The organism is Reyranella sp., from assembly GCF_017305915.1.
In the GTDB taxonomy this organism is placed as follows: domain Bacteria; phylum Pseudomonadota; class Alphaproteobacteria; order Reyranellales; family Reyranellaceae; genus Reyranella.
Genome location: NZ_JAFKJN010000024.1, coordinates 100,934 through 118,654, shown reverse-complemented (window position 1 = coordinate 118,654; position 17,721 = coordinate 100,934). Strand labels below are relative to the sequence as shown.

The window sequence follows — 17,721 nt, the reverse complement described above, 5'->3', positions numbered from 1 at the left end:
GTCGCTGACAGCTCCAGCCGCGTCACCTCGATCTTGAGCCCCATGCTGTCCTCCGCCGCAATACGCCGACCGGAGACACAGAATCGAACATTGCAGCGAAGGGAAACTCAAATCTCGCAAGAGTCAGGATTTTCGTCGGCTGGTATAAGTCCGTGCCGGCGAGCCTCATTATGGGCAATGGAACGCGAGTCTCGCCCCCGATTCCCTAGGGAACGCTAGCGGCCATTGCCCATAATAGGTGTCTGGCGCGCCTTCGTGCAGAGTCGCGCGCATGATGATGCTGGCCTTGTATGCGCTGCGCCGGAGGCGAAGCAAAACGCGAGCCGGGGAATTCGCTAAAAAAATTTGGGACTCGCAGGCCTCCGATGCCGTCGCCATCGGCATCCAGGCCGTCCCACACCCCCTTGGGACGGGTGGGACGGGAGGCGGACAGCCTGCTAAGCGCCGAGCCAGCGGCGCAGGATGGCGTTCGTCTCCTCGGGCTTCTCCATCGTGACCAGGTGGCCGCACTGCTCGATGACGATCAGCTCGCTGCCTTTGATGGCCGTCGCGATCTCCTCGGACATGAACAGGGGCGTGGCCGCATCGTCGCGGCCGCACACCACGATCGTCGGGCACCTGATCTTCGGCAGGTCGGGCCGGCGGTCGACGCGGACCGCGGCCAACTCCTCCTGCCGCTTGTAGATCTCGACGCCGGTCTCGGTGCACATCGCCATCACCGCGTCGACCAGCGCCTTGTCGGGCAGCCGGTAGGCCGGAATGAAGCGCGACATCTGCAGGCCCAGCACCAGCTCGAAGCGACCTTCGTCGGCCAGCCGGATGCGGCTGCGGCGGATCGCCTGCTCGGTCGGGGTCTGGCTGCGCATGCCGGTGTCGAGCAGCGCCAGCCTGGTCACCCGCTCCGCCGCGATCTGCATGATCTCGACCGAGATCATGCCGCCCAGGGAGAGGCCGGCCAGGGCGAACTCCCGCGCCGGCGCCTGGTCCAGCACCCAGCGGGCGGTGCCGTCCCAGCTGTCGAAGATCGACAGCGGCGCCCGGCGCCAGTCCGGCACGACGACCTCCGCGATGTCCTTCAGCGCCGCCACCTGGGGCGCGTAGAGGCGGGGCGAGCACAGCAGGCCCGGCACGAGCAGCAGCGGCGTCTTGGTCATTCTCTCCCTCGATCGCTGGAAGTAGGCTATGATCTTACCGGAGAACCCGTCGACGGCAGGGGCAGGCCTCGATGACTCTTTCGCAATTCTTCGCGTTCGGCGTGGACCCTTCGCAGGCCATTCCGGGATCTTACAACTACGCGCTCGTGCTGCTGTCGTACCTGGTGGCGGCGCTGGGCAGCTACGCCTTCCTGCAGTTCGCCACCCGGATCGCCGAGCTGCGGGATGCCGGCCTGCGCCTCGGCTGGCTGGCGATCGGCGCCATCGCCATGGGCGGCGGCATCTGGGCGATGCATTTCATCGGCATGTTGGCCCATATCCTGCCGATCCCGGTGTCCTACGATCCGGGCATCACGGCCCTGTCGATCGTGCCGGCGATCCTGGCGGCGGCGATCGCCCTGCATGTCGTCGCGCGGCCGGTCGTGACCACGCCGCGCCTGCTGATCGGCGGCACGCTGATGGGCGCCGGCATCGGCGCAATGCACTACACCGGCATGTCGGCGCTGCAGCTCGACGCCCTCGTCCGCTACGACCCGACCCTGTTCGCGGCCTCGATCGGCGTCGCCGTCCTGCTCGCCATCCTGGCCCTGCAGACCCGCGAATGGATCAGCCGCGTCCGGCCGGCGCAGCTGGGCGGCCAGCGCGAAGTGGTGGGCGCGCTGATCCTGGGCTTCGCCGTGACCGCGATGCACTACACGGCGATGGCGTCGACCTACTGCTTCGCGGCGGATGGCCAGCGCGTCGGCGTGACCGACATCGACGAAGCGGCCTTCGCCGCGGTCATCGCCCTGATCGCCTCGCTGGTCCTGCTGCTGGCGCTGGTCGCCGTGATCTTCGACCGGCGCGTCGCGCAGGAAGCCCGCATGCGCGCCGAGGCGATGGACAGCCACCGCCGGACCCGCGAGCAGCTCTTCCAGGCGCAGAAGATGGAGGCGGTCGGTCAGCTGACCGGCGGCGTCGCGCACGACTTCAACAACATCCTGACGATCGTGCTCGCCAATGCCGACGCCATCCTTGAGGACGAGACGGTGTCGCCGCGCATCGCCAAGCGCGCGCAACAGATCTGCGACGCCGGGCAGAAGGCCACCGAGCTGACGCGCCAGCTACTGGCCTTCTCGCGCAAGCAGATCCTCAAGCCGGAGAAGTCCGACCTCGGCGACATCGTGGCGGCGACCGGCCAACTGCTGCGGCGCACGCTCGGCGAGCACGTCGTGGTGCAGACCGCAGGCGCGGCGCAGCTCTGGACCGTGAACGTCGACCGCACCCAGGTCGAGACCTCGCTGATCAACCTCTGCATCAATGCCCGCGACGCCATGCCGACGGGCGGCCGCATCACCATCGAGACCGGCAACGTCACCCTCGATCGCGACTATGTGGAGAGCCAGGAGGACGAGATCGCCGCCGGCGACTACGTGCTGCTGTCGGTCACCGACACCGGCACCGGCATGCCGCCCGAGGTCGCCAAGCGCGCCTTCGAGCCGTTCTTCACCACCAAGCCGCCAGGCAAGGGCAGCGGCCTCGGCCTCAGCATGGTCTACGGCTTCATTCGGCAGTCGAACGGCCACATCGAGATCTACAGCGAGGCCGGCCAGGGCACGACCGTGAAGATGTATTTCCCGCGCAGCGACCAGCGGTCGTCGGCGATCGCGCCGGTCCGGCGCGAGGCGCCGCCCGGCGGCAGCGAGCGCATCCTGGTCGTCGAGGACGAGGACGCCGTGCGCGTCATCGTCGGCGAGCAGTTGGAGGCCCTCGGCTACGACGTCCACCTGGCGGGCGGCGCCGAGCAGGCCCTGGCGCTGCTGCGCAGCGAGCGGTTCGACCTGGTGCTGACCGACGTGGTGATGCCGGGCCGGCTGAACGGCAAGGGCCTGGCCGACGAGATCGTGCGCTCCTGGCCGGGCACCCGGGTCGTGTTCATGTCCGGCTACTCGGAAAACGCGCTTTTGAACGACGGGCGTCTCGACAGCGGCGTGATGCTGCTGGCAAAGCCGCATCAGAAGGCCGATCTTGCCAGGATCGTTCGCAGCGCGCTCTCCAGGGGTGGAGGGCAGGCAGTTGGGGATGCCGCGCTGCAGGGCTAAGGCCGAGGCGGCCGGCGTTGGGGAGGGGAGTCGTGTCGAGCGTGAACGAGTATGAGCTGGCGCGCCTGTTCGTCGACGAGTTGTCGGACTACGCCATCGCCGTGGTCGACAGTGCGGACAGGATCCTGATCTGGAACGCCGGCGCACGGGCGCTGCTGGGATACAGCGCAGACGAGGCGATTGGCGCAAGCTTCTCGCAGCTCTATGCCCGGATGGATCCGGAGGCCAGCGAGACCGGGGCGTTGATCACGAGTGCCGCGCCGTTGGGCCGGCACGAGACCAACCGCCAGCTTGTGCGCAAGGACGGCATCCGCTTCCAGGCCAACATCGTGGCGCGGCCGATTACCGACGCCGCGAACACTGTCGTCGGATTCGGCTTGATCGTGCATGACATCGACCGCTCGCGGCGGCTGGCGGCGGCGGTTCCGAGCCTGCCGGCCGCGGCGGACGCTCCGGTGCGCGGCATCGCCAAGATCTTGGTGGTCGACGACAACCAGGGCGTCCTCGGCATCGCCACCGACCAGCTGACCAGCCTGGGCTATAGCGTGATTGCCGCGACCAACGGGGCCGATGCGCTCGAACTCTTGCGGCAGGACAACCAGATCGAGCTCTTGTTCACCGACGTCGTCATGCCGGGCGAGCTGGCGGGCCGCGACCTCGCGGCCCGGGCGATGGCGATCCGCCCCGGCCTCAAGGTGTTGTTCGCCTCCGGTTATGTCGAGGATGCGCTCGTCGGCAAGGGCCAACTTGCGCCCAACGTGCAGTTCCTGCCCAAGCCGTATCGCAAGCATGAGCTCGCGCGGAAGGTCGAGGACGTGTTGAGCAGACTCTGAGCCGTCCCCGAGCACCGGTCACACGTGGTCCGGGGCGCGGAGCTGCGGTACCAATTGCTCCGCATGTCAGCCGCCGCGCCCGTGCCCCCTTATCTGATGCCCGGCCGCGACCTGCGCCTGGATTTCTTCCGCGGGCTCGCGCTGTGGTTCATCTATCTCGACCACATCCCGGACAACCTCGTGAGCTGGTTGACGGTGCGCAACTACGGCTTCAGCGACGCCACCGAGATCTTCGTCTTCATCTCCGGCTACACCGCGGTGATCGCCTACAGCCGCATGATGCTGAAGGACGGCTGGCCGCGCGCCGCCATCCGCATCTACCGCCGCGTCTGGCAGCTCTATGTCGCGCACATCCTGCTGTTCGTGGCCTTCACCGCCCAGATCGCCTGGGTTTCGATGGCCCGCGACACGACGCAGCTGATCGAGGAGATGCAGCTGCTCGGCCTCGGCCAGAACCCCTACCAGGCGATCCTCGAGGCGGCGCTGCTCAAGTTCCGGCCGGTCAATCTCGACGTCCTGCCGCTCTATATCGTGCTGCTCGCCGCCTTTCCCTTCGCCCTGCCGGCGCTGCTGCGCTGGCCGGCGGCGGTGATCGCCGGCTCCTTCGCCCTCTATGCCGTGACCAGCCATTTCGCCTGGAACCTGCCGGGCTATCCCGACGACAAGGTCTGGTTCTTCAACCCCATGGCCTGGCAGGTGGCTTTCTACAGCGGGGCGGTCCTGGCGGTGTCGGCGCACCGGCTCGCCATCCTCGACCGCTGGTCGAAGACCGTGACGGCGCTGGCCGTCGCCTACCTCGCCTTCGCCGCCTTTATCGCCTTGTCGTGGCACTATAATTCACTGGAACGCCTCATTCCGGACTGGATCGCCCGGCAGATCTACCCGATCGACAAGACCAACCTCGATATCCTGAGATTCATCCATTTTGCCGCCTTGGCCTGGCTGGTCCGGTTTCTGGTGCGGCCAAACGCCCAGTTCCTGAAGTGGCGGATTTTCGAGCCGATTCGCAGGTGCGGAGAGCACTCTTTGCCGGTATTTTGTCTGGGTACTTTTCTCGCCGTTACGGCCCAAATCGTCGTTGCCCGCTACGAAGACTCCATCGTGTCGCAGGTGCTCGTGAGCCTTGCCGGTCTGGTCATCATGTCGCTGTTCGCCTATACGGCCAGCTGGTTCAAGGCGCAGGGGAAGGTGCGCGCATGAAGCATTGGGGCTTCGCCGCCGTTGTGGGAACGGTGGCGCTATGGACGACCGGCGCAGTGGCTGAGAAGCAGTGCCGCGCCGCGCATGATCTGCTCGAACTGGGCAATCCGCTGGAAATCGCCAAGACCGCCGTCGCCGAGGAGCGCGATCTGCGCATCGTCGCCATGGGCTCGTCCTCGACCCAGGGCTACGGGGCGACCGCGCCGCAATTCACCTATCCCGCCCAGCTCAAGATGAAGCTCGAGGCGGCGATGCCCGGCATCAAGGTCCACGTCTGGAACAAGGGCGTCGGCGGCCAGGACGCGGCCGAGATGGTCGACCGCATGAAAACCGACGTAAGGCCCGAGCATGCCCATATCGTGGTCTGGCAGGTCGGCACCAATTCGGCGATCCGCCGCGATCCGCTCACCAAGTTCGCCGAGAAGCTGCGCGCCGGCATCGACATCGGCCACTCGCTGGGCGCCAATTTCGTGATGATGAACCTGCAGTACGTCCCCGCCGTCGTGGCGCTGCCCGACGAGGAGGAATATGCGCGGGTGATGGCGGACGTCGCCAAGGAGAAGAGCGCGGGCCTGTTCCGCCGCTTCGAGATCATGCGGTCCTGGTACAATGACGGCATGCCCTACGCGCAGTTCGTCACCAACGACGGCCTGCATCTCAACGACTTCGGCCAGAAGTGCATCGGCAGGCTCTTGTCGCAGTCGATCCTCGAGGCGATCAACCCGCGCCGGTTGACGGGAACGCCCAGGACTTCACAGTAAGCCTTTCCGTCGCGGGAGGCCCAATGAAGAAGCGTCGTTTCGTCGATTTGTCGATCTACCTTGAGAACGACGTCATCTCCGACCCGCCGCCGTTCGGGCCGAAGATCCAGTATCACAAGCATGAGGACACGGCGGGCCAGATCGCCGGCTTCTTCCCCGGGCTGAAGAAGGAAGACCTGCCCGATGGCGCCGGCTGGGCGGTCGAGAACGTCAATCTCTCGACCCACAACGGCACCCATCTCGACGCGCCCTATCACTTCCATCCGACGATGAACAAGGGCGAGCGCGCCATCACCATCGACGAGGTGCCGCTCGAATGGTGCTTCCAGCCCGGCGTGAAGCTCGACTTCCGCGACAAGCCGGACGGCCACGTCATCACCGCGAAGGAGGTCGACGACGAGCTGAATCGGATCGGCCACGAGCTGCAGCCGCTCGAGATCGTGGTGGTCAACACCCGCGCGGGCTCGCGCTACGGCAACAACGACTACGTCAATGCCGGCTGCGGCATGGGCTACGACGCCACCATGTACCTGCTCGAGAAGGGCATCCGGCTGACCGGCACCGACGCCTGGAGCTGGGACGCGCCGTTCTACTTCACCGCCCAGAAATGGGCGCGCGACCACGACCCCTCGATCATCTGGGAAGGCCACAAGGCCGGCCGCGACATCGGCTACTGCCATCTCGAGAAGCTGCACAATCTCGAATCGCTGCCGGGCGACGGCTTCACGATCGCCTGCTTCCCGCACAAGATCCGCGGCGCCTCCGCCGGCTGGACCCGCGCCGTGGCGATCTTCGAGGACTGAGGGACACCCGGTGTTCCGCGTCGAGGTCGACAGCCTGGAGGCCTATCTCGACTTCGACGCGGCGAGGAAAGCCGACCTCGTTCGCCTTCACGCACTGCTTCGAAAGGCGGCGCCGGGCCTGAAGCGGCACTTTCACAGGGGCACGCCGCCGGGTGAACCTGGCATGCGCATGAAGATGATAGGCTACGGGAAATATCGCTACGCCACACCGTCGGGCACGCTGATCGACTGGCCGGTGATCGGCGTGGCCCTGCAGAAGAACTACATCAGCGTCTATGTGTCGGTCACCAAGGCCGGCGCGCCGATCGTGCAGTCCTATGCCGGCAAGCTGGGTGAGCGTCGAAGCGGCGGCAACAATTTCAGCTTCGAGACGTTCGATGACCTGCAGGTTTCCGCAGTATCATCGCTGTTCGCCGAGGTAGCCCGCGTCTTCGAGGCGGATCCCGAGAATCCCGTTCGCTACAGGGCGGGCGCCTAGAGCCAGCCGACGCGCTGGAAACGCCAGTGGAGCCAGCCGCACAGGCCGAGGATGGCGGCGATCGCGACGTAGTAGCCGTACTGCCAGTGCAGCTCGGGCATGTTCTGGAAGTTCATGCCGTAGATGCCCGCCAGGAAATCGACCAGAAGGATACGCAGGTGGGCGCCGCTGGAAATCGCGGCCTCACTCGCACAGCTTGGGATCGGCGGTCGCCTGCTTGAGATAGGCGATCAGGTCGGCCCGCTCTTGGCGGTCCTTGACGCCGGCATAGCCCATCTTGGTGCCGGGCACCGTCCTCAGCGGGTTCTCGATGAAGCGGGCGAGCGTCTCCTCGTTCCAGGTGACGCCGTACTTCTTCATCGCCGACGAGTAGGCGTAGTTCGGCACGCTGCCGGCCTTGCGCCCGAACAGGCCGCAATGGCGCGGGCCGACGCGGTTGTGCGCCAGTGCGTGGCAGGCGAGACATCGGGTGTAGATCTCCTCGCCGCGCCCGGCATTGCCGTCGGTTGCCAGGGCCGACGCGCTCGCAAACAGCGCGACGAAGAACGCGGCGAGGAGTCTCATGATCAGGACACGAACGCGTCGGGCACCGGGTTCTGGCCGAGCGCCTGGCGCAGCACCGCCCAGTGCATCGCCTCGTCGCCCAGGATCGACGCGGCCGCCTTGGCGAGGTCGCGGTCGCCGAGGATCGGCACGGCGCCGAGATAGGCGCTGACCGCGCCCTTCTCGAGCGAGGCGGCGAAGGTCAGCACGTCGTTCTGCGACTTCAGCTTGTCCTTGGGGAAGCTGTAGTCCTTCAGCGCCGCCACCGGCTTGCCGCCGAGCTTGGTCACCGCCTTGGCGAGCGCATCGGCATGCGCCTTGTGATGGCCCTGGAACTGGACGGCGAGGTCCTTCACACCCTTCTGCAGCAGGCCCGAGTCGGCGCCGAGCTGGTAGGCGGCGATCGCCTGCTGCTCCGCGCCCAGCGCCGAGTTCAGGATGGTGACGTCGTTATTGGCGGTCTGCGCCGAAGCGGCGCCGACCAGCCCGAGCCGCTCCCGGCCGGCCAGCAGGGCGATCGCCGTTGCCGACAATGTGAAGCCGGACAGGAAGGTCCGGCGCTTGCCCCTGGCGGGCAGGAGGTCGAGTTTGGTGATGGTCATGGCTCTCTCCGTGCAGGTTGACGAACTGCGGTCCGTCGTTCGGCAAACCCCGGAAAGCGCCGCCACGGATGCGCCACCGACCGGTTCATTTTTTCGCCGCGGCCTGCATCCGATCGGCGGGCCGGCGGGTAGAGGGATTTGATGGGCGAGCTTTTCAATCTCCGCCGCGGCATGGCGACCCTCGGCGTCGCACCGATGATCGCGCGCCCGTCGACCGACACGACGTCGTTCGATCCCCTGGCGCTGCTGCTCGCCGAGGTCGCGATGGGCAACGAGCGCGCCTTCGCCCGCCTCTACGAATTGACCGGCGGCCGCCTGCTGGCGATCGCGCGCGGCATCGTCGGCCGGCAGGATGTCGCCGAGGACGTGCTGCAGGACTCCCTCCTGCGCGTCTGGCGCTGGGCGTATCGCTTCGAGCCGGGCAAGGGCGCCGCCTACGGCTGGCTGGTCAGGATCGTCCGCAATCGCGCGCTCACGGCCAGGGCGACGCTGCAACGGCGCGAGCACGTCCAGGAAGCGCTGGATGCGGAGACGATGGTGCTGGGCGAGCCCGATCCCGCCGATCGCGCGATGCGCAGCGAGGACGCGCGGCGGGTCAATTCATGCCTCGCCAATCTGCCGGCGAACCATCGGCGCTCGATCACCCTGGTCTATTTCGAGGGGCTGACCCACAGCGAGCTGGCGGAGCGGCTGGGCGTGCAGCTCGGCACGGCGAAGAGCTGGGTGCGGCGGGGCCTCGCGCAGATGAATCGCTGCCTGACCGGCAACGAGCTCGGTGGCCGCGAGCTGGTCGCCGCCGAGTATGCCGCCGGCGGTCTTCCGGAAATCGTTCGACGCGGCTTCGAGCGCCGGCGCGAGCGCGATGCCCGCTACTGCCGCGCCGTCGATCTCTGGGAAGACCGGCTGGCGCTGCTGACCGAATTCATGCCGGACACTGGGCCGGCGCCGGCGCAGGTGTGGAACCGTATCGAGCAGGGGCTCGCGCGCGAGAGAATCGCGATGCGGCGGCCGCTGCTCTGGCAGATCACGAGCGGCGTGCTGGTGCTGGCCGTTGTCGCGCTGCTGATCAGGCTGGCCGGCGGCTGAGCAGCAGCCCGATCCCGAGGCCGGCGATCACCAGCCCCGCCCCGGTCCGCATCCGGCGCAGGAAGGCCGGCCGGCCGAGCGCGAAGGTGCGGGCGCGCGCCGCGGCGAACACGACCGCGACATCGACTGCGGTGTTGAGCACCACCGAGACCAGGCCGAGCAGCAGGAACTGCAGCCAGATCGCGCCCGACGGATCGACGAACTGCGGCAGGAAGGCGAGGAAGAAGGCCGCCGTCTTCGGATTGAGCGCCTCGACCACGATACCGTCGCGAAAGGCCCGCGCGCTGCCGACCGTGGCGCCGCCGGCCGGAACGTCGATGCGCGCCTCGCGCATCGTCTTGCAGCCGAGCCAGATCAGATAGAGCGCGCCCAGCCATTTGAGCAGCGTGAAGGCCTCGGCGCTGGCCATCACGAGGGCGGACACGCCGACCGCGCCCGCGGCCACGTGCGCCAGCCCGCCGATGGCGGTGCCGAAGCTCGAGGCCAGGCCCTCGGCCCGGCCGCCGGCGATCGTCCGCGCGGCGACGTAGAAGATTCCCGGCCCCGGCGACAGCGCGATGATCGACGCCGCCGCGAGGAAGAGGAGAAAGCTCATCAGGCGAGCGGCACTATGCTAGGGGTTCCGGCTCGCCCGGCGGCAGCGGCATCTCGAAGACGTTGAGCGTCATCGACACCAGCATGTAGTAGCCGCTCACGCCCACCAGATCGACCACCCCCGGCTCGCCGAAGGCATCGACCGCGCGCTTGTAGTTCGCCGCCGACACGCGGTTGGTCTCGAGGTACTCGGTGACGAAGTCGTACACCACGCGCTCGACCTCGCGGGTGAAGGGCGGCGTCTGGCGGGTCCGGACAGCCTCGACGATCTCGGCGGAGAGGCCGGCTTCCCTGGCCAGCCGCGCATGAGCGTAGAACTCGTACTGCGCCTTGAAGTGCCGGCCGACCAGGCAGATCGCGAGCTCGGAGAGATCGCGCGGCAGGGAGTTGTTGAAGCGGCAATACTCGCCGAGCTTCTGCGCCCGGTCGGCGAGTTCGGGCCGGCGCAGCCACGGCTCGAACGGCCCGCGCAGGCCGCCGCGTGGGCCGGCGACGATGGCGTCGGCCGCCTTCTTCTGCTCGGGCGTGAGCTTGTTGAGGTCGAGCGGCGTCAGACGCGGCATGGCGTTTCCTTCCTGGAGAGGGCTTGGTTGCTAGAGCGGGCAGCCGGCGTCGGCGACGCGGTTCTTGTCGGCCTGGTCGAAGATCGTGTCGATCATGGCGATGCCGGTGTTCTCGGCCGTGCCGGCATAGGTCGGGCACGAGGTGGTGGCGGCCCACAGCACCTTGCCGCCGTCGACCGAATAGAGCGTCAGCACGATGCGCAGCGTCGGCGAGCTGACCGAGCCCTGCAACCCGTTGCGCTGCTCGAACTTGTTGCGCGGCAGCTCGGGACGCGGGTTGGCGCCCGGGCCGTCATAGCCGGGATTGCCGCCGATCGTGGGCCTGTCGCCGGTGCCGCTGTTGAAGTCGAAGTAGCTCACGTCCATGCGCATGACATTGCCGCCGGAGAAGCCGACGTCGTTGCCGCGGCGCGCCAGCCGGATCATCACCTGGCGGCGCAGGTTGCGCGACAGCGAGGTGTCGGAGGTGAGCTGCACGGCCGTCTTGGCCTTGGGGATCGCTCCCGCATAGGCCTTGATCTCGAGCTGCCCGAGCTTCGGGCCGCCCGCGACTCCCGGCGTGTTGCCAGGGGCCACGAGCTGGGCATGGGCCGGAAACGCCGCCAAGGCCAACAGAGCCATCAGGCTGGTCGCGATACGCATTGTCTTCTCCCCGTGTCGTCCTCTAGGCCGCCAGGCGGCGCCAGCCCGGCTCGTCGCGGTCGAGCAGGCGCTTGAGCGATTCGAAATGCAGGTCGGCCTGCCCGGCGCCGTCGGCGATCTGCCGCGCGGTGAACTCGGCGAGCTGCTCGTCGATGTTGTGCAGCGGCCGGCCGGTCTGCATCGCCAGCACCTGCACCATCGCCGCGCGCTCGAGGTAGTAGAGATCGTCATAGGCCTGCGCCACGGTCGGGCCGGTGACGATCACGCCGTGATTGCGCAGGAGCAGGATGTCCTTGACGCCGAGCGCCCGGCACATGCGGTCGCCCTCGTCGTTGCTGAGCGCCACGCCGGCATACATCTCGTCGTAGGCGATGCGGTTCCAGAAGCGGAAGGCGTTCTGGGTGCACATCTCGACCCGCCCGTCCTGGATCGAGGTCAGCGCGGTGGCGTAGGGCATGTGGGTGTGCAGCACCACCTGGGCCTTCCTGTTGCCCTGGTGGATGCGGGCGTGGATGAAGAAGGCGGTCGCCTCGACCGGATACTTGCCCTCGATGACGTTGCCTTCGCCGTCGGCCATCACCAGATCAGCCGGTGTGATCTCCGACCAGTGCAGCCCCTGCGGATTGACCAGGAACAGATCCTTCCGGCCGGGCACGGCCATGCTGAAATGGTTGCACACGCCCTCGCTCAGCCCGTGCCGCGCGGCCGCCCGCAGCGCCGTCGTCAGGTCGAGACGCGCCTGCGTCACGGGATCGTTGACGAACATCCTCTACGCTCCTCCAAAACCGGCCAATGATGCCGTGCGATACGGTATCTGTCGATGAATGTCCTGTTGGAGTCGCCGCTCGGCGCCCTGCTGGCGCGGCCCTGGCTCGACGTCGCGGGGCTGTTCGGGCTGCGGCGCTACATGCCGTTGTCGCGGCTGTGGGCGGCGGCCAATGCGGCCGGCGAAGACGTAGCGCGGTTCCGCGGGGAGATGGGATCGCTGCCGGCTTTCTGGTCGTCGGTTCCGCTGCGGCCGTTGCTGGCGCATCACAGCCGGCTGAGGCGGGCCGCCGACGTCGCACGGCAGGCCTGGGAGACAGCGATCTTCGATGCCGGGCAGGCCGCCGATCCGGGGGCGCTCGACGGCCGCCGCCGCCGCGCCGCGACGCTGCATCAGATGACGCGCGGCATGTTCTATCCCTTGCTGTTTCCGCGCCGGCCGCCGCTCGCGCGCTGGCGGATCGATCCGCCCGATGCGCTCGCGGTCGATCCAGCGGCGCTCTATGGCACGGCGTTCGACGCGCGGTCGATCGAGGTCTCGCGTCCCTTCGTGCGCGAGGGCTTGAGCGAATGCTGGCTGCGCGCGCCGACGCCGTCGCCGGCTCTGATGCAGCGGCCGGGCAGCGAGGCCGTGTACGCGCGGCTGATCGAGCCGGTGGAGGGCGCGCGCGAGACCCTGATCTTCGGCAGCGGGCTCTGCCTCGAGCTCGATCAGTTCGCGGCCGGCCGCGATTCGGGCCGGCAGCTGGCGGCGATGGGCTGGCGGGTGATCGAGCCGATCTCGCCCTATCACGGGATGCGCACGATGCCGGGCTTCTACGGCGGCGAGCCGTTCTTCGCGCTGGCGCCGGGCGGCACGCGCGACCTGATCGTCGGCCAGGCGCTCGAGACGGCGCTGATCACGGCCTGGGCGCGCGGCCGCTTCGGCGGCCGGGTCGCGGTCGCCGGCATCTCTCTCAGCTCCTTCGTGGCGCAGCAGGTCGCGAGCCATTGCGATCGCTGGCCGGCCGAGGCGCGGCCCGATGCGATGATGCTGATCAGCCATTCCGGCCGGCTCGAGGAGGTGACTTTCGGTGGCGAGCTGCCGGCGCTGCTGGGCATCGATCGCGCGCTGCAGGCGGCCGGCTGGACGCGCGAGATGCTGACGCCGCTCGCCCAGGCGATCGATCCGACCGAGCGGCCGGTGCTCGATCCGTCGCGCATCGTCTCGGTGCTGGGCGAGACCGACCGCTGGGTGCCTTATCCGCACGGCCTCGCCCTGGCGCGGCAATGGCGGCTGCCCGACGCGAACGTCTTCCGCTACCGCCTCGGCCATCTCGGCATGCCGGTGCAGCTGATGCGCGATCCGGCGCCGTTCGATCGGCTCAGGCAGGTGTTGCACGCGGGCTGATCGCGGAGATCTCGCGCACCAGCTTGCTGCGCACGGCGCGGCCGAAATCGTCGAAGCTCGCCGCCGGGATCATGAAGCAGCCGGGTCCGCCGATCACGTTCTCCTCGTAGTACTTGTCGAGGCCGCTGTCGGGCGGGCGGCCGAAGTTGCTGCGGTTCATCATCACCGGCAGGCCGTTGATGACGATGCCCTGCGCCACTAGCCGGTCGCGCACCAGCTCAGCCGGCGGACCGTCGTTGGTGCGGCCGTCGCCGGAGACGTCGATCACCCGGCGCTTGGACTCGAAGCCCGAATTGTCGAAGCGCTGGCCGGCGAAGGCGAGCGCGGCGCCGACCGCGGTCCAGCTCTGCGAGGTGCGCGGCGCCTCGGCCAGCTTCTCGGCGAAGCGGCGCGCGGCGGCCGGGCTGTCGATCGCTGTCCAGTCGATCACCACGACCTGGTAATGCGTGCCGGCCCATTCGGTATAGCAGAGCGCGATCCGCTTCTGCTCGCCCGACAGGATGGCGTCGATCACGCGCTGGCTGGTCAGCGCCTCGACATAGCCGCGGCGCTGCAGCTCGGCCTCGACCTCGTCGATCGAGCGCGACACGTCGACCGCCAGCACCAGCTGCAGGTCGACCGCGGTCTGCGCACGCGCCGCGATCGGGCTGGCCAATGTCGCCAGCGAGCCCACAAGTGCGGTTCGTCGCTTCATGTCCGCCTCCGCCTGACGATCATGCAAGAACCGGACGCAAAAGAAAAACGCCGGAGCGGGGCTCCGGCGTTTCCTTCAGCGCTTATGCGCCTCAGATTTTACTGGTGACCTATGAAGGTCACTGGTCGTCGTCGAAGCCGCGCTTGCGCGGCTCGTAATCGCGCTCGCGGCGCGGCGGGCCGCCTTCGCGGCGACGCTGCGGACGACCCGCGTCGCCACCGCCGCCAGCACCGCCAGCACCGGCGTTCGGATCGAATCCGCCACCGCCGGCACCGCCGCCGGAGAAGTCCGCACGCCGGTCGCGCATCGGGCCACCGTCGCCGGACGGCGCGCCGCGGTATCCACCGCCGCCGCCACCGCCGCCGTAGCCGCCGCCACTACCGCCGCCGCGATAGCCACCGCCACCGCCGCCACCGTAGCCGCCGCCACCCCCGCCGCCGCCATAGGGCGGACGCGGACCGCGCGGACGGAAGCCGCCGCCATCGCGGCCGCCACCACCACCGCCGCCAAATCCGCCGCCGCCGCCACCACCGGGCTGACGCTCGACGGCTTCACGGACGGCGATCGAGCGGCCGTCGAGGAGAGCTCCGTTCATGGCCTGCATCGCTGCAGCGCCCTGATCGTCGGTTTCCATCTCGAGGAACGCGAAGCCGCGGCTGCGGCCGGTCTCGCGATCCACGATCACTTTCGAAGAGGTTACGGTGCCGAACTGGGAGAAAGCTTCTTGCAGACGCTCGGACGTGACCGAATAGGGCAGATTGCCCACAAACAATTTACGACTCATTCAAGGCTCGGGGCTGGAGGAAGGAACGAGCGGAGTCCGGCGCGCGCTTGCTGAACAGTTTCAGTCCCAGCGTTTCGAAGACAATTGACGAGATGACCAAGAAGCTCACGGGGAAGACGTTGACCGGTATTTCGCGCTCTCTCGCGTCTTTGCCGAAGACTCCTTTGGATACTCTTCGGCCAGTGTCGCTATGCCGCACTTATGCGCTGATTCCGCGGCCGAGTCCACAAGGGTTGAGAAGCGCCGACGCACGTCACACAATCATGCTCGATCGTGAATTCCGGGAGGTCGGTATCGTCTTCAACCGTTCGTGTTCGCCCGCCGCCGACGGGGTGCGCGAGTGGCAACGCACGATTCAAGATATGGTGCCGGTTTCGCGCGCTCACCTACGAGCTAAGGGGAAAAGATGACGACGACACATCCGCGCCGCAGCGGGGCGCAGGTCCTGATCGATCAGCTGCGCATTCACGGCACCGACACCATCTTCGGCGTGCCGGGTGAGAGCTATCTCGCCGCGCTCGATGCGCTCTATGCGCAGCGCAATTCGATCCGCTACGTCATCTGCCGCCAGGAAGGCGGCGCGGCCAACATGGCGGAGGCTTACGGCAAGCTGACCGGCAAACCGGGCGTCGCCTTCGTGACCCGCGGCCCGGGCGCCACCAACGCCAGCATCGGGCTGCATACCGGCTTCCAGGATTCGACGCCGATGATCCTGCTGGTCGGCCAGGTCGCGCGCGAGACGACCGACCGCGAGGCCTTCCAGGAGATCGACTACCGCCACATGTTCGGGCCGATGGCCAAGTGGGTGACCCAGATCGAGGACGCCCGCCGCATTCCCGAGTTGATCAGCCAGGCCTTCCATCGCGCGCTCAACGGCCGGCCGGGTCCGGTCGTGGTGGCGCTGCCCGAGGACATGCTGGTCGACGAGGTCGAGGTCGCCGATGCCGGTCCCTACAAGATCGCCCGCGGCGCGCCGTCGCCTGACGACATGGGCAAGCTGCGCGGACTGCTCGAGCGGTCGGAGCGGCCGATGGTGATCGTCGGCGGCGGCGGCTGGAGCGCCGAGGCCTGCAAGGACATGCGCGCCTTCGTCGAGGCCAACGGCCTGCCGGTCTGCGCCTCGTTCCGCAACCAGGACCTGTTCGACAACCGCCATCCCAACTATGTCGGCGATCTCGGCGTCGGGGTGGGGCCGGCGCTCGGCAAGCGGCTGCGCGCCTGCGACCTCATCATTGCAGTCGGCCCCAGGCTGGGCGAGGCGACGACCGGCGGCTACACGCTGTTCGACATTCCCGTCCCGAAGCAGAAGCTGGTGCACGTCCATGCCAGCGCCGAGGAGCTCGGCCGTGTCTACCAGGCGACGCTCCCGATCAACGCGGGCATGCAGGGCTTCGCCGCGGCAGCCAAGGCGATGAAGCCGGTCGACGGCAAGAAGTGGGCGGCCTCGGTCAAGGACGGCCACGCCGAGTATCTCGACAACATCAAGCCCGGCCCGCTGCCCGGCACGGTCAACATGGGCGAGGTCATCGCCTGGCTGAACCAGCGCCTGCCCGACGATGCGATCGTCACCAACGGCGCCGGCAACTACGCGGCCTTCCTTCACCGCTTCTTCCAGTATCGCGGCTTCAAGACCCAGCTCGCGCCCACGAGCGGCGCGATGGGCTACGGCGTGCCGGCGGCAGTGGCGGCCAAGATCGCCGCACCCGAGCGCATGGTGGTGTCGCTGGCCGGCGACGGCTGCTTCCTGATGAACGGCCAGGAGTTCGCGACGGCGGTGCAGCACGGCGCCAACGTGGTGATCGCGGTGATCGACAACGGCATGTACGGCACCATCCGCATGCACCAGGAGCGCGAGTATCCGACGCGCGTCCACGGCACCGAGCTCAAGAACCCCGACTTCGCCGCCTACGCGCGCGCCTTCGGCGGACACGGCGAGACGGTCGAGAAGACCGCCGACTTCGCGCCGGCCTTCGAGCGTGCGCTCGCCGCCGGCAAGCCCGCGATCATCCATGTGAAGACCGACGCCGAAGCGCTGACCTCGCGCATCACGCTGACCAAGCTGCGCGAGCAGTCGCTGGAGCGGCTGCGCCAGCAGAAGCACTGACGGCCGCTCAGGCCGTCAGCACCGGCATGCCGTAAGCCGCGAAGATCCGATCGCGCGTCACGATCGTCAGCCCTTCCTCGATCGCCTGCGCGATCATCATGCGATCGAATGGGTCGCGGTGATGGAATGGAAGCGCTTGGACGCGTTTGATGTGCGCTGTGGAGATCGGCAGCACCGTCGCCGCCGCGAAAGGAACCGCCGCGTCGAGCTCCATCGGTGCGATGAGCTTGCCGGTCGAAACCTTGATGCCGATCTCCCAAAGCGATGCAACGCTTACGACGCGTTCATTGTCGCGATCGCCAAGCGCCTGCCGCGCGGTGTTTGAAAGTGCTTCAGGCCGTCCGAGAATCCAGAGGAACGTGTGAGAGTCGATAAGCAGTCTCACTCCGGCTCCGGCTTGTTGATCGCTTCCTCGAACATCTCTTCGATTTCGGCGTTGGCTTCGGGCGAGTCCCATCCGGGCTTGAAAACGATCTTGTCTCGCCAGATTCCGAACTGAGGAACCTTGCGCTCGCCTTGGATCGCCGTCAGGCGCGCCACGGGCTTGCCAGCCTGGCAGATCACGATCTCCTCGCCGTCGCGCGCCGCGGCGATCAGCTTCGAAAGCTGGGTCTTCGCCTCGTGGGTGTTGACGTATTTCATGA

General features: G+C 67.8%; 22 protein-coding genes. 10 read left to right on the top strand and 12 right to left on the bottom strand.

What is annotated here, in order from left to right; translation table 11 throughout:
- Window positions 1–437: 437 nt before the first annotated feature.
- On the bottom strand, window positions 438–1,154 hold the full coding sequence (locus tag J0J01_RS23620; RefSeq protein WP_296385182.1) for an alpha/beta hydrolase: 717 nt from the start codon (window positions 1,152–1,154) through the stop codon (window positions 438–440).
- Window positions 1,155–1,225: 71 nt separating this feature from the next.
- Between J0J01_RS23620 and J0J01_RS23615 the strand changes: the two genes are divergently transcribed.
- The 6 genes from J0J01_RS23615 to J0J01_RS23590 all read left to right on the top strand — a co-directional run bounded on the left by J0J01_RS23615 (window position 1,226) and on the right by J0J01_RS23590 (window position 7,310).
- Entirely contained in the window at window positions 1,226–3,235 is a 2,010-nt protein-coding gene (locus J0J01_RS23615; protein WP_296385180.1) for an MHYT domain-containing protein, read from the top strand.
- Between the two features lie 32 nt (window positions 3,236–3,267).
- A complete protein-coding gene (locus J0J01_RS23610) occupies window positions 3,268–4,068 on the top strand; it encodes a PAS domain S-box protein (RefSeq protein ID WP_296385177.1) in 801 nt (266 codons plus the stop codon).
- A gap of 96 nt (window positions 4,069–4,164) precedes the next feature.
- Window positions 4,165–5,268 carry an OpgC domain-containing protein gene (locus tag J0J01_RS23605; protein ID WP_296385176.1) on the top strand — a complete coding sequence of 368 codons (1,104 nt, stop codon included), beginning with the start codon at window positions 4,165–4,167 and terminating at the stop codon, window positions 5,266–5,268.
- Entirely contained in the window at window positions 5,265–6,029 is a 765-nt protein-coding gene (locus J0J01_RS23600) for an SGNH/GDSL hydrolase family protein (protein ID WP_296385174.1), read from the top strand. Before J0J01_RS23605 ends, J0J01_RS23600 begins: the two co-directional genes overlap by 4 nt.
- 23 nt (window positions 6,030–6,052) lie before the next feature.
- The gene (locus tag J0J01_RS23595; RefSeq protein ID WP_296385172.1) at window positions 6,053–6,832 is read left to right on the top strand and encodes a cyclase family protein; all 780 of its coding nucleotides are present in this window, start codon (window positions 6,053–6,055) and stop codon (window positions 6,830–6,832) included.
- 10 nt (window positions 6,833–6,842) lie between these two features.
- On the top strand, window positions 6,843–7,310 hold the full coding sequence (locus J0J01_RS23590) for a hypothetical protein (protein WP_296385171.1): 468 nt from the start codon (window positions 6,843–6,845) through the stop codon (window positions 7,308–7,310).
- Here J0J01_RS23590 and J0J01_RS23585 read toward each other — a convergent pair.
- From J0J01_RS23585 to J0J01_RS23575, 3 genes are read right to left on the bottom strand one after another with little or no spacing between them, the layout of a single operon-like run.
- Entirely contained in the window at window positions 7,307–7,444 is a 138-nt protein-coding gene (locus J0J01_RS23585; RefSeq protein ID WP_365738082.1) for a CorA family divalent cation transporter, read from the bottom strand. The two genes, J0J01_RS23590 and J0J01_RS23585, sit on opposite strands and share 4 nt — an antisense overlap.
- A gap of 49 nt (window positions 7,445–7,493) precedes the next feature.
- Window positions 7,494–7,874, bottom strand: coding sequence for a cytochrome c family protein (locus J0J01_RS23580; RefSeq protein WP_296385170.1), 381 nt, complete (start codon window positions 7,872–7,874; stop codon window positions 7,494–7,496).
- Window positions 7,875–7,876: 2 nt separating this feature from the next.
- Complete coding sequence (locus J0J01_RS23575; RefSeq protein WP_296385169.1) at window positions 7,877–8,455, bottom strand: ferritin-like domain-containing protein; 579 nt, start codon at window positions 8,453–8,455, stop codon at window positions 7,877–7,879.
- A 141-nt stretch (window positions 8,456–8,596) separates the two neighbouring features.
- Here J0J01_RS23575 and J0J01_RS23570 point away from each other — a divergent pair, with 141 nt between their 5' ends.
- On the top strand, window positions 8,597–9,541 hold the full coding sequence (locus tag J0J01_RS23570) for an RNA polymerase sigma factor (RefSeq protein WP_296385168.1): 945 nt from the start codon (window positions 8,597–8,599) through the stop codon (window positions 9,539–9,541).
- On the opposite strand, the gene J0J01_RS23565 is transcribed toward J0J01_RS23570, so the two are convergent.
- Genes J0J01_RS23565 through J0J01_RS23550 form a run of 4 tightly spaced genes read right to left on the bottom strand, consistent with a single transcriptional unit; the run spans window position 9,522 to window position 12,106 of the window.
- Window positions 9,522–10,136, bottom strand: coding sequence for a LysE family translocator (locus tag J0J01_RS23565; RefSeq protein WP_296385166.1), 615 nt, complete (start codon window positions 10,134–10,136; stop codon window positions 9,522–9,524). The two genes, J0J01_RS23570 and J0J01_RS23565, sit on opposite strands and share 20 nt — an antisense overlap.
- 13 nt (window positions 10,137–10,149) lie before the next feature.
- Window positions 10,150–10,698 (bottom strand): carboxymuconolactone decarboxylase family protein, encoded by a 549-nt coding sequence (locus J0J01_RS23560; RefSeq protein ID WP_296385164.1) that lies wholly within the window; start codon window positions 10,696–10,698, stop codon window positions 10,150–10,152.
- Between the two features lie 30 nt (window positions 10,699–10,728).
- Window positions 10,729–11,340 (bottom strand): hypothetical protein, encoded by a 612-nt coding sequence (locus J0J01_RS23555; RefSeq protein ID WP_296385162.1) that lies wholly within the window; start codon window positions 11,338–11,340, stop codon window positions 10,729–10,731.
- A gap of 22 nt (window positions 11,341–11,362) precedes the next feature.
- Window positions 11,363–12,106 carry an aldolase gene (locus tag J0J01_RS23550; RefSeq protein ID WP_296385160.1) on the bottom strand — a complete coding sequence of 248 codons (744 nt, stop codon included), beginning with the start codon at window positions 12,104–12,106 and terminating at the stop codon, window positions 11,363–11,365.
- Between the two features lie 54 nt (window positions 12,107–12,160).
- On the opposite strand from J0J01_RS23550, the gene J0J01_RS23545 reads away from it, so the two are divergent.
- Entirely contained in the window at window positions 12,161–13,495 is a 1,335-nt protein-coding gene (locus tag J0J01_RS23545) for a hypothetical protein (RefSeq protein WP_296385157.1), read from the top strand.
- Here J0J01_RS23545 and J0J01_RS23540 read toward each other — a convergent pair.
- Together J0J01_RS23540 and J0J01_RS23535 are read right to left on the bottom strand one after the other, a co-directional pair.
- Window positions 13,470–14,189 (bottom strand): DUF1194 domain-containing protein, encoded by a 720-nt coding sequence (locus J0J01_RS23540; protein ID WP_296385155.1) that lies wholly within the window; start codon window positions 14,187–14,189, stop codon window positions 13,470–13,472. The two genes, J0J01_RS23545 and J0J01_RS23540, sit on opposite strands and share 26 nt — an antisense overlap.
- 118 nt (window positions 14,190–14,307) lie before the next feature.
- Entirely contained in the window at window positions 14,308–14,973 is a 666-nt protein-coding gene (locus tag J0J01_RS23535; RefSeq protein ID WP_296385153.1) for an RNA-binding protein, read from the bottom strand.
- A 92-nt stretch (window positions 14,974–15,065) separates the two neighbouring features.
- Here J0J01_RS23535 and J0J01_RS23530 point away from each other — a divergent pair, with 92 nt between their 5' ends.
- Window positions 15,066–15,383 (top strand): hypothetical protein, encoded by a 318-nt coding sequence (locus J0J01_RS23530; protein ID WP_296385151.1) that lies wholly within the window; start codon window positions 15,066–15,068, stop codon window positions 15,381–15,383.
- Window positions 15,380–17,077: a thiamine pyrophosphate-binding protein gene (locus J0J01_RS23525; RefSeq protein ID WP_296385149.1), complete on the top strand. Its 1,698-nt coding sequence runs from the start codon at window positions 15,380–15,382 to the stop codon at window positions 17,075–17,077. Before J0J01_RS23530 ends, J0J01_RS23525 begins: the two co-directional genes overlap by 4 nt.
- Before the next feature lie 7 nt (window positions 17,078–17,084).
- Here J0J01_RS23525 and J0J01_RS23520 read toward each other — a convergent pair whose 3' ends face one another.
- A complete protein-coding gene (locus J0J01_RS23520) occupies window positions 17,085–17,462 on the bottom strand; it encodes a type II toxin-antitoxin system VapC family toxin (protein ID WP_296385147.1) in 378 nt (125 codons plus the stop codon).
- Window positions 17,459–17,719, bottom strand: a complete 261-nt coding sequence (locus J0J01_RS23515) for a type II toxin-antitoxin system prevent-host-death family antitoxin (protein WP_296385144.1) — start codon at window positions 17,717–17,719, stop codon at window positions 17,459–17,461. Before J0J01_RS23515 ends, J0J01_RS23520 begins: the two co-directional genes overlap by 4 nt.
- Between the last annotated feature and the right edge of the window lie 2 nt (window positions 17,720–17,721).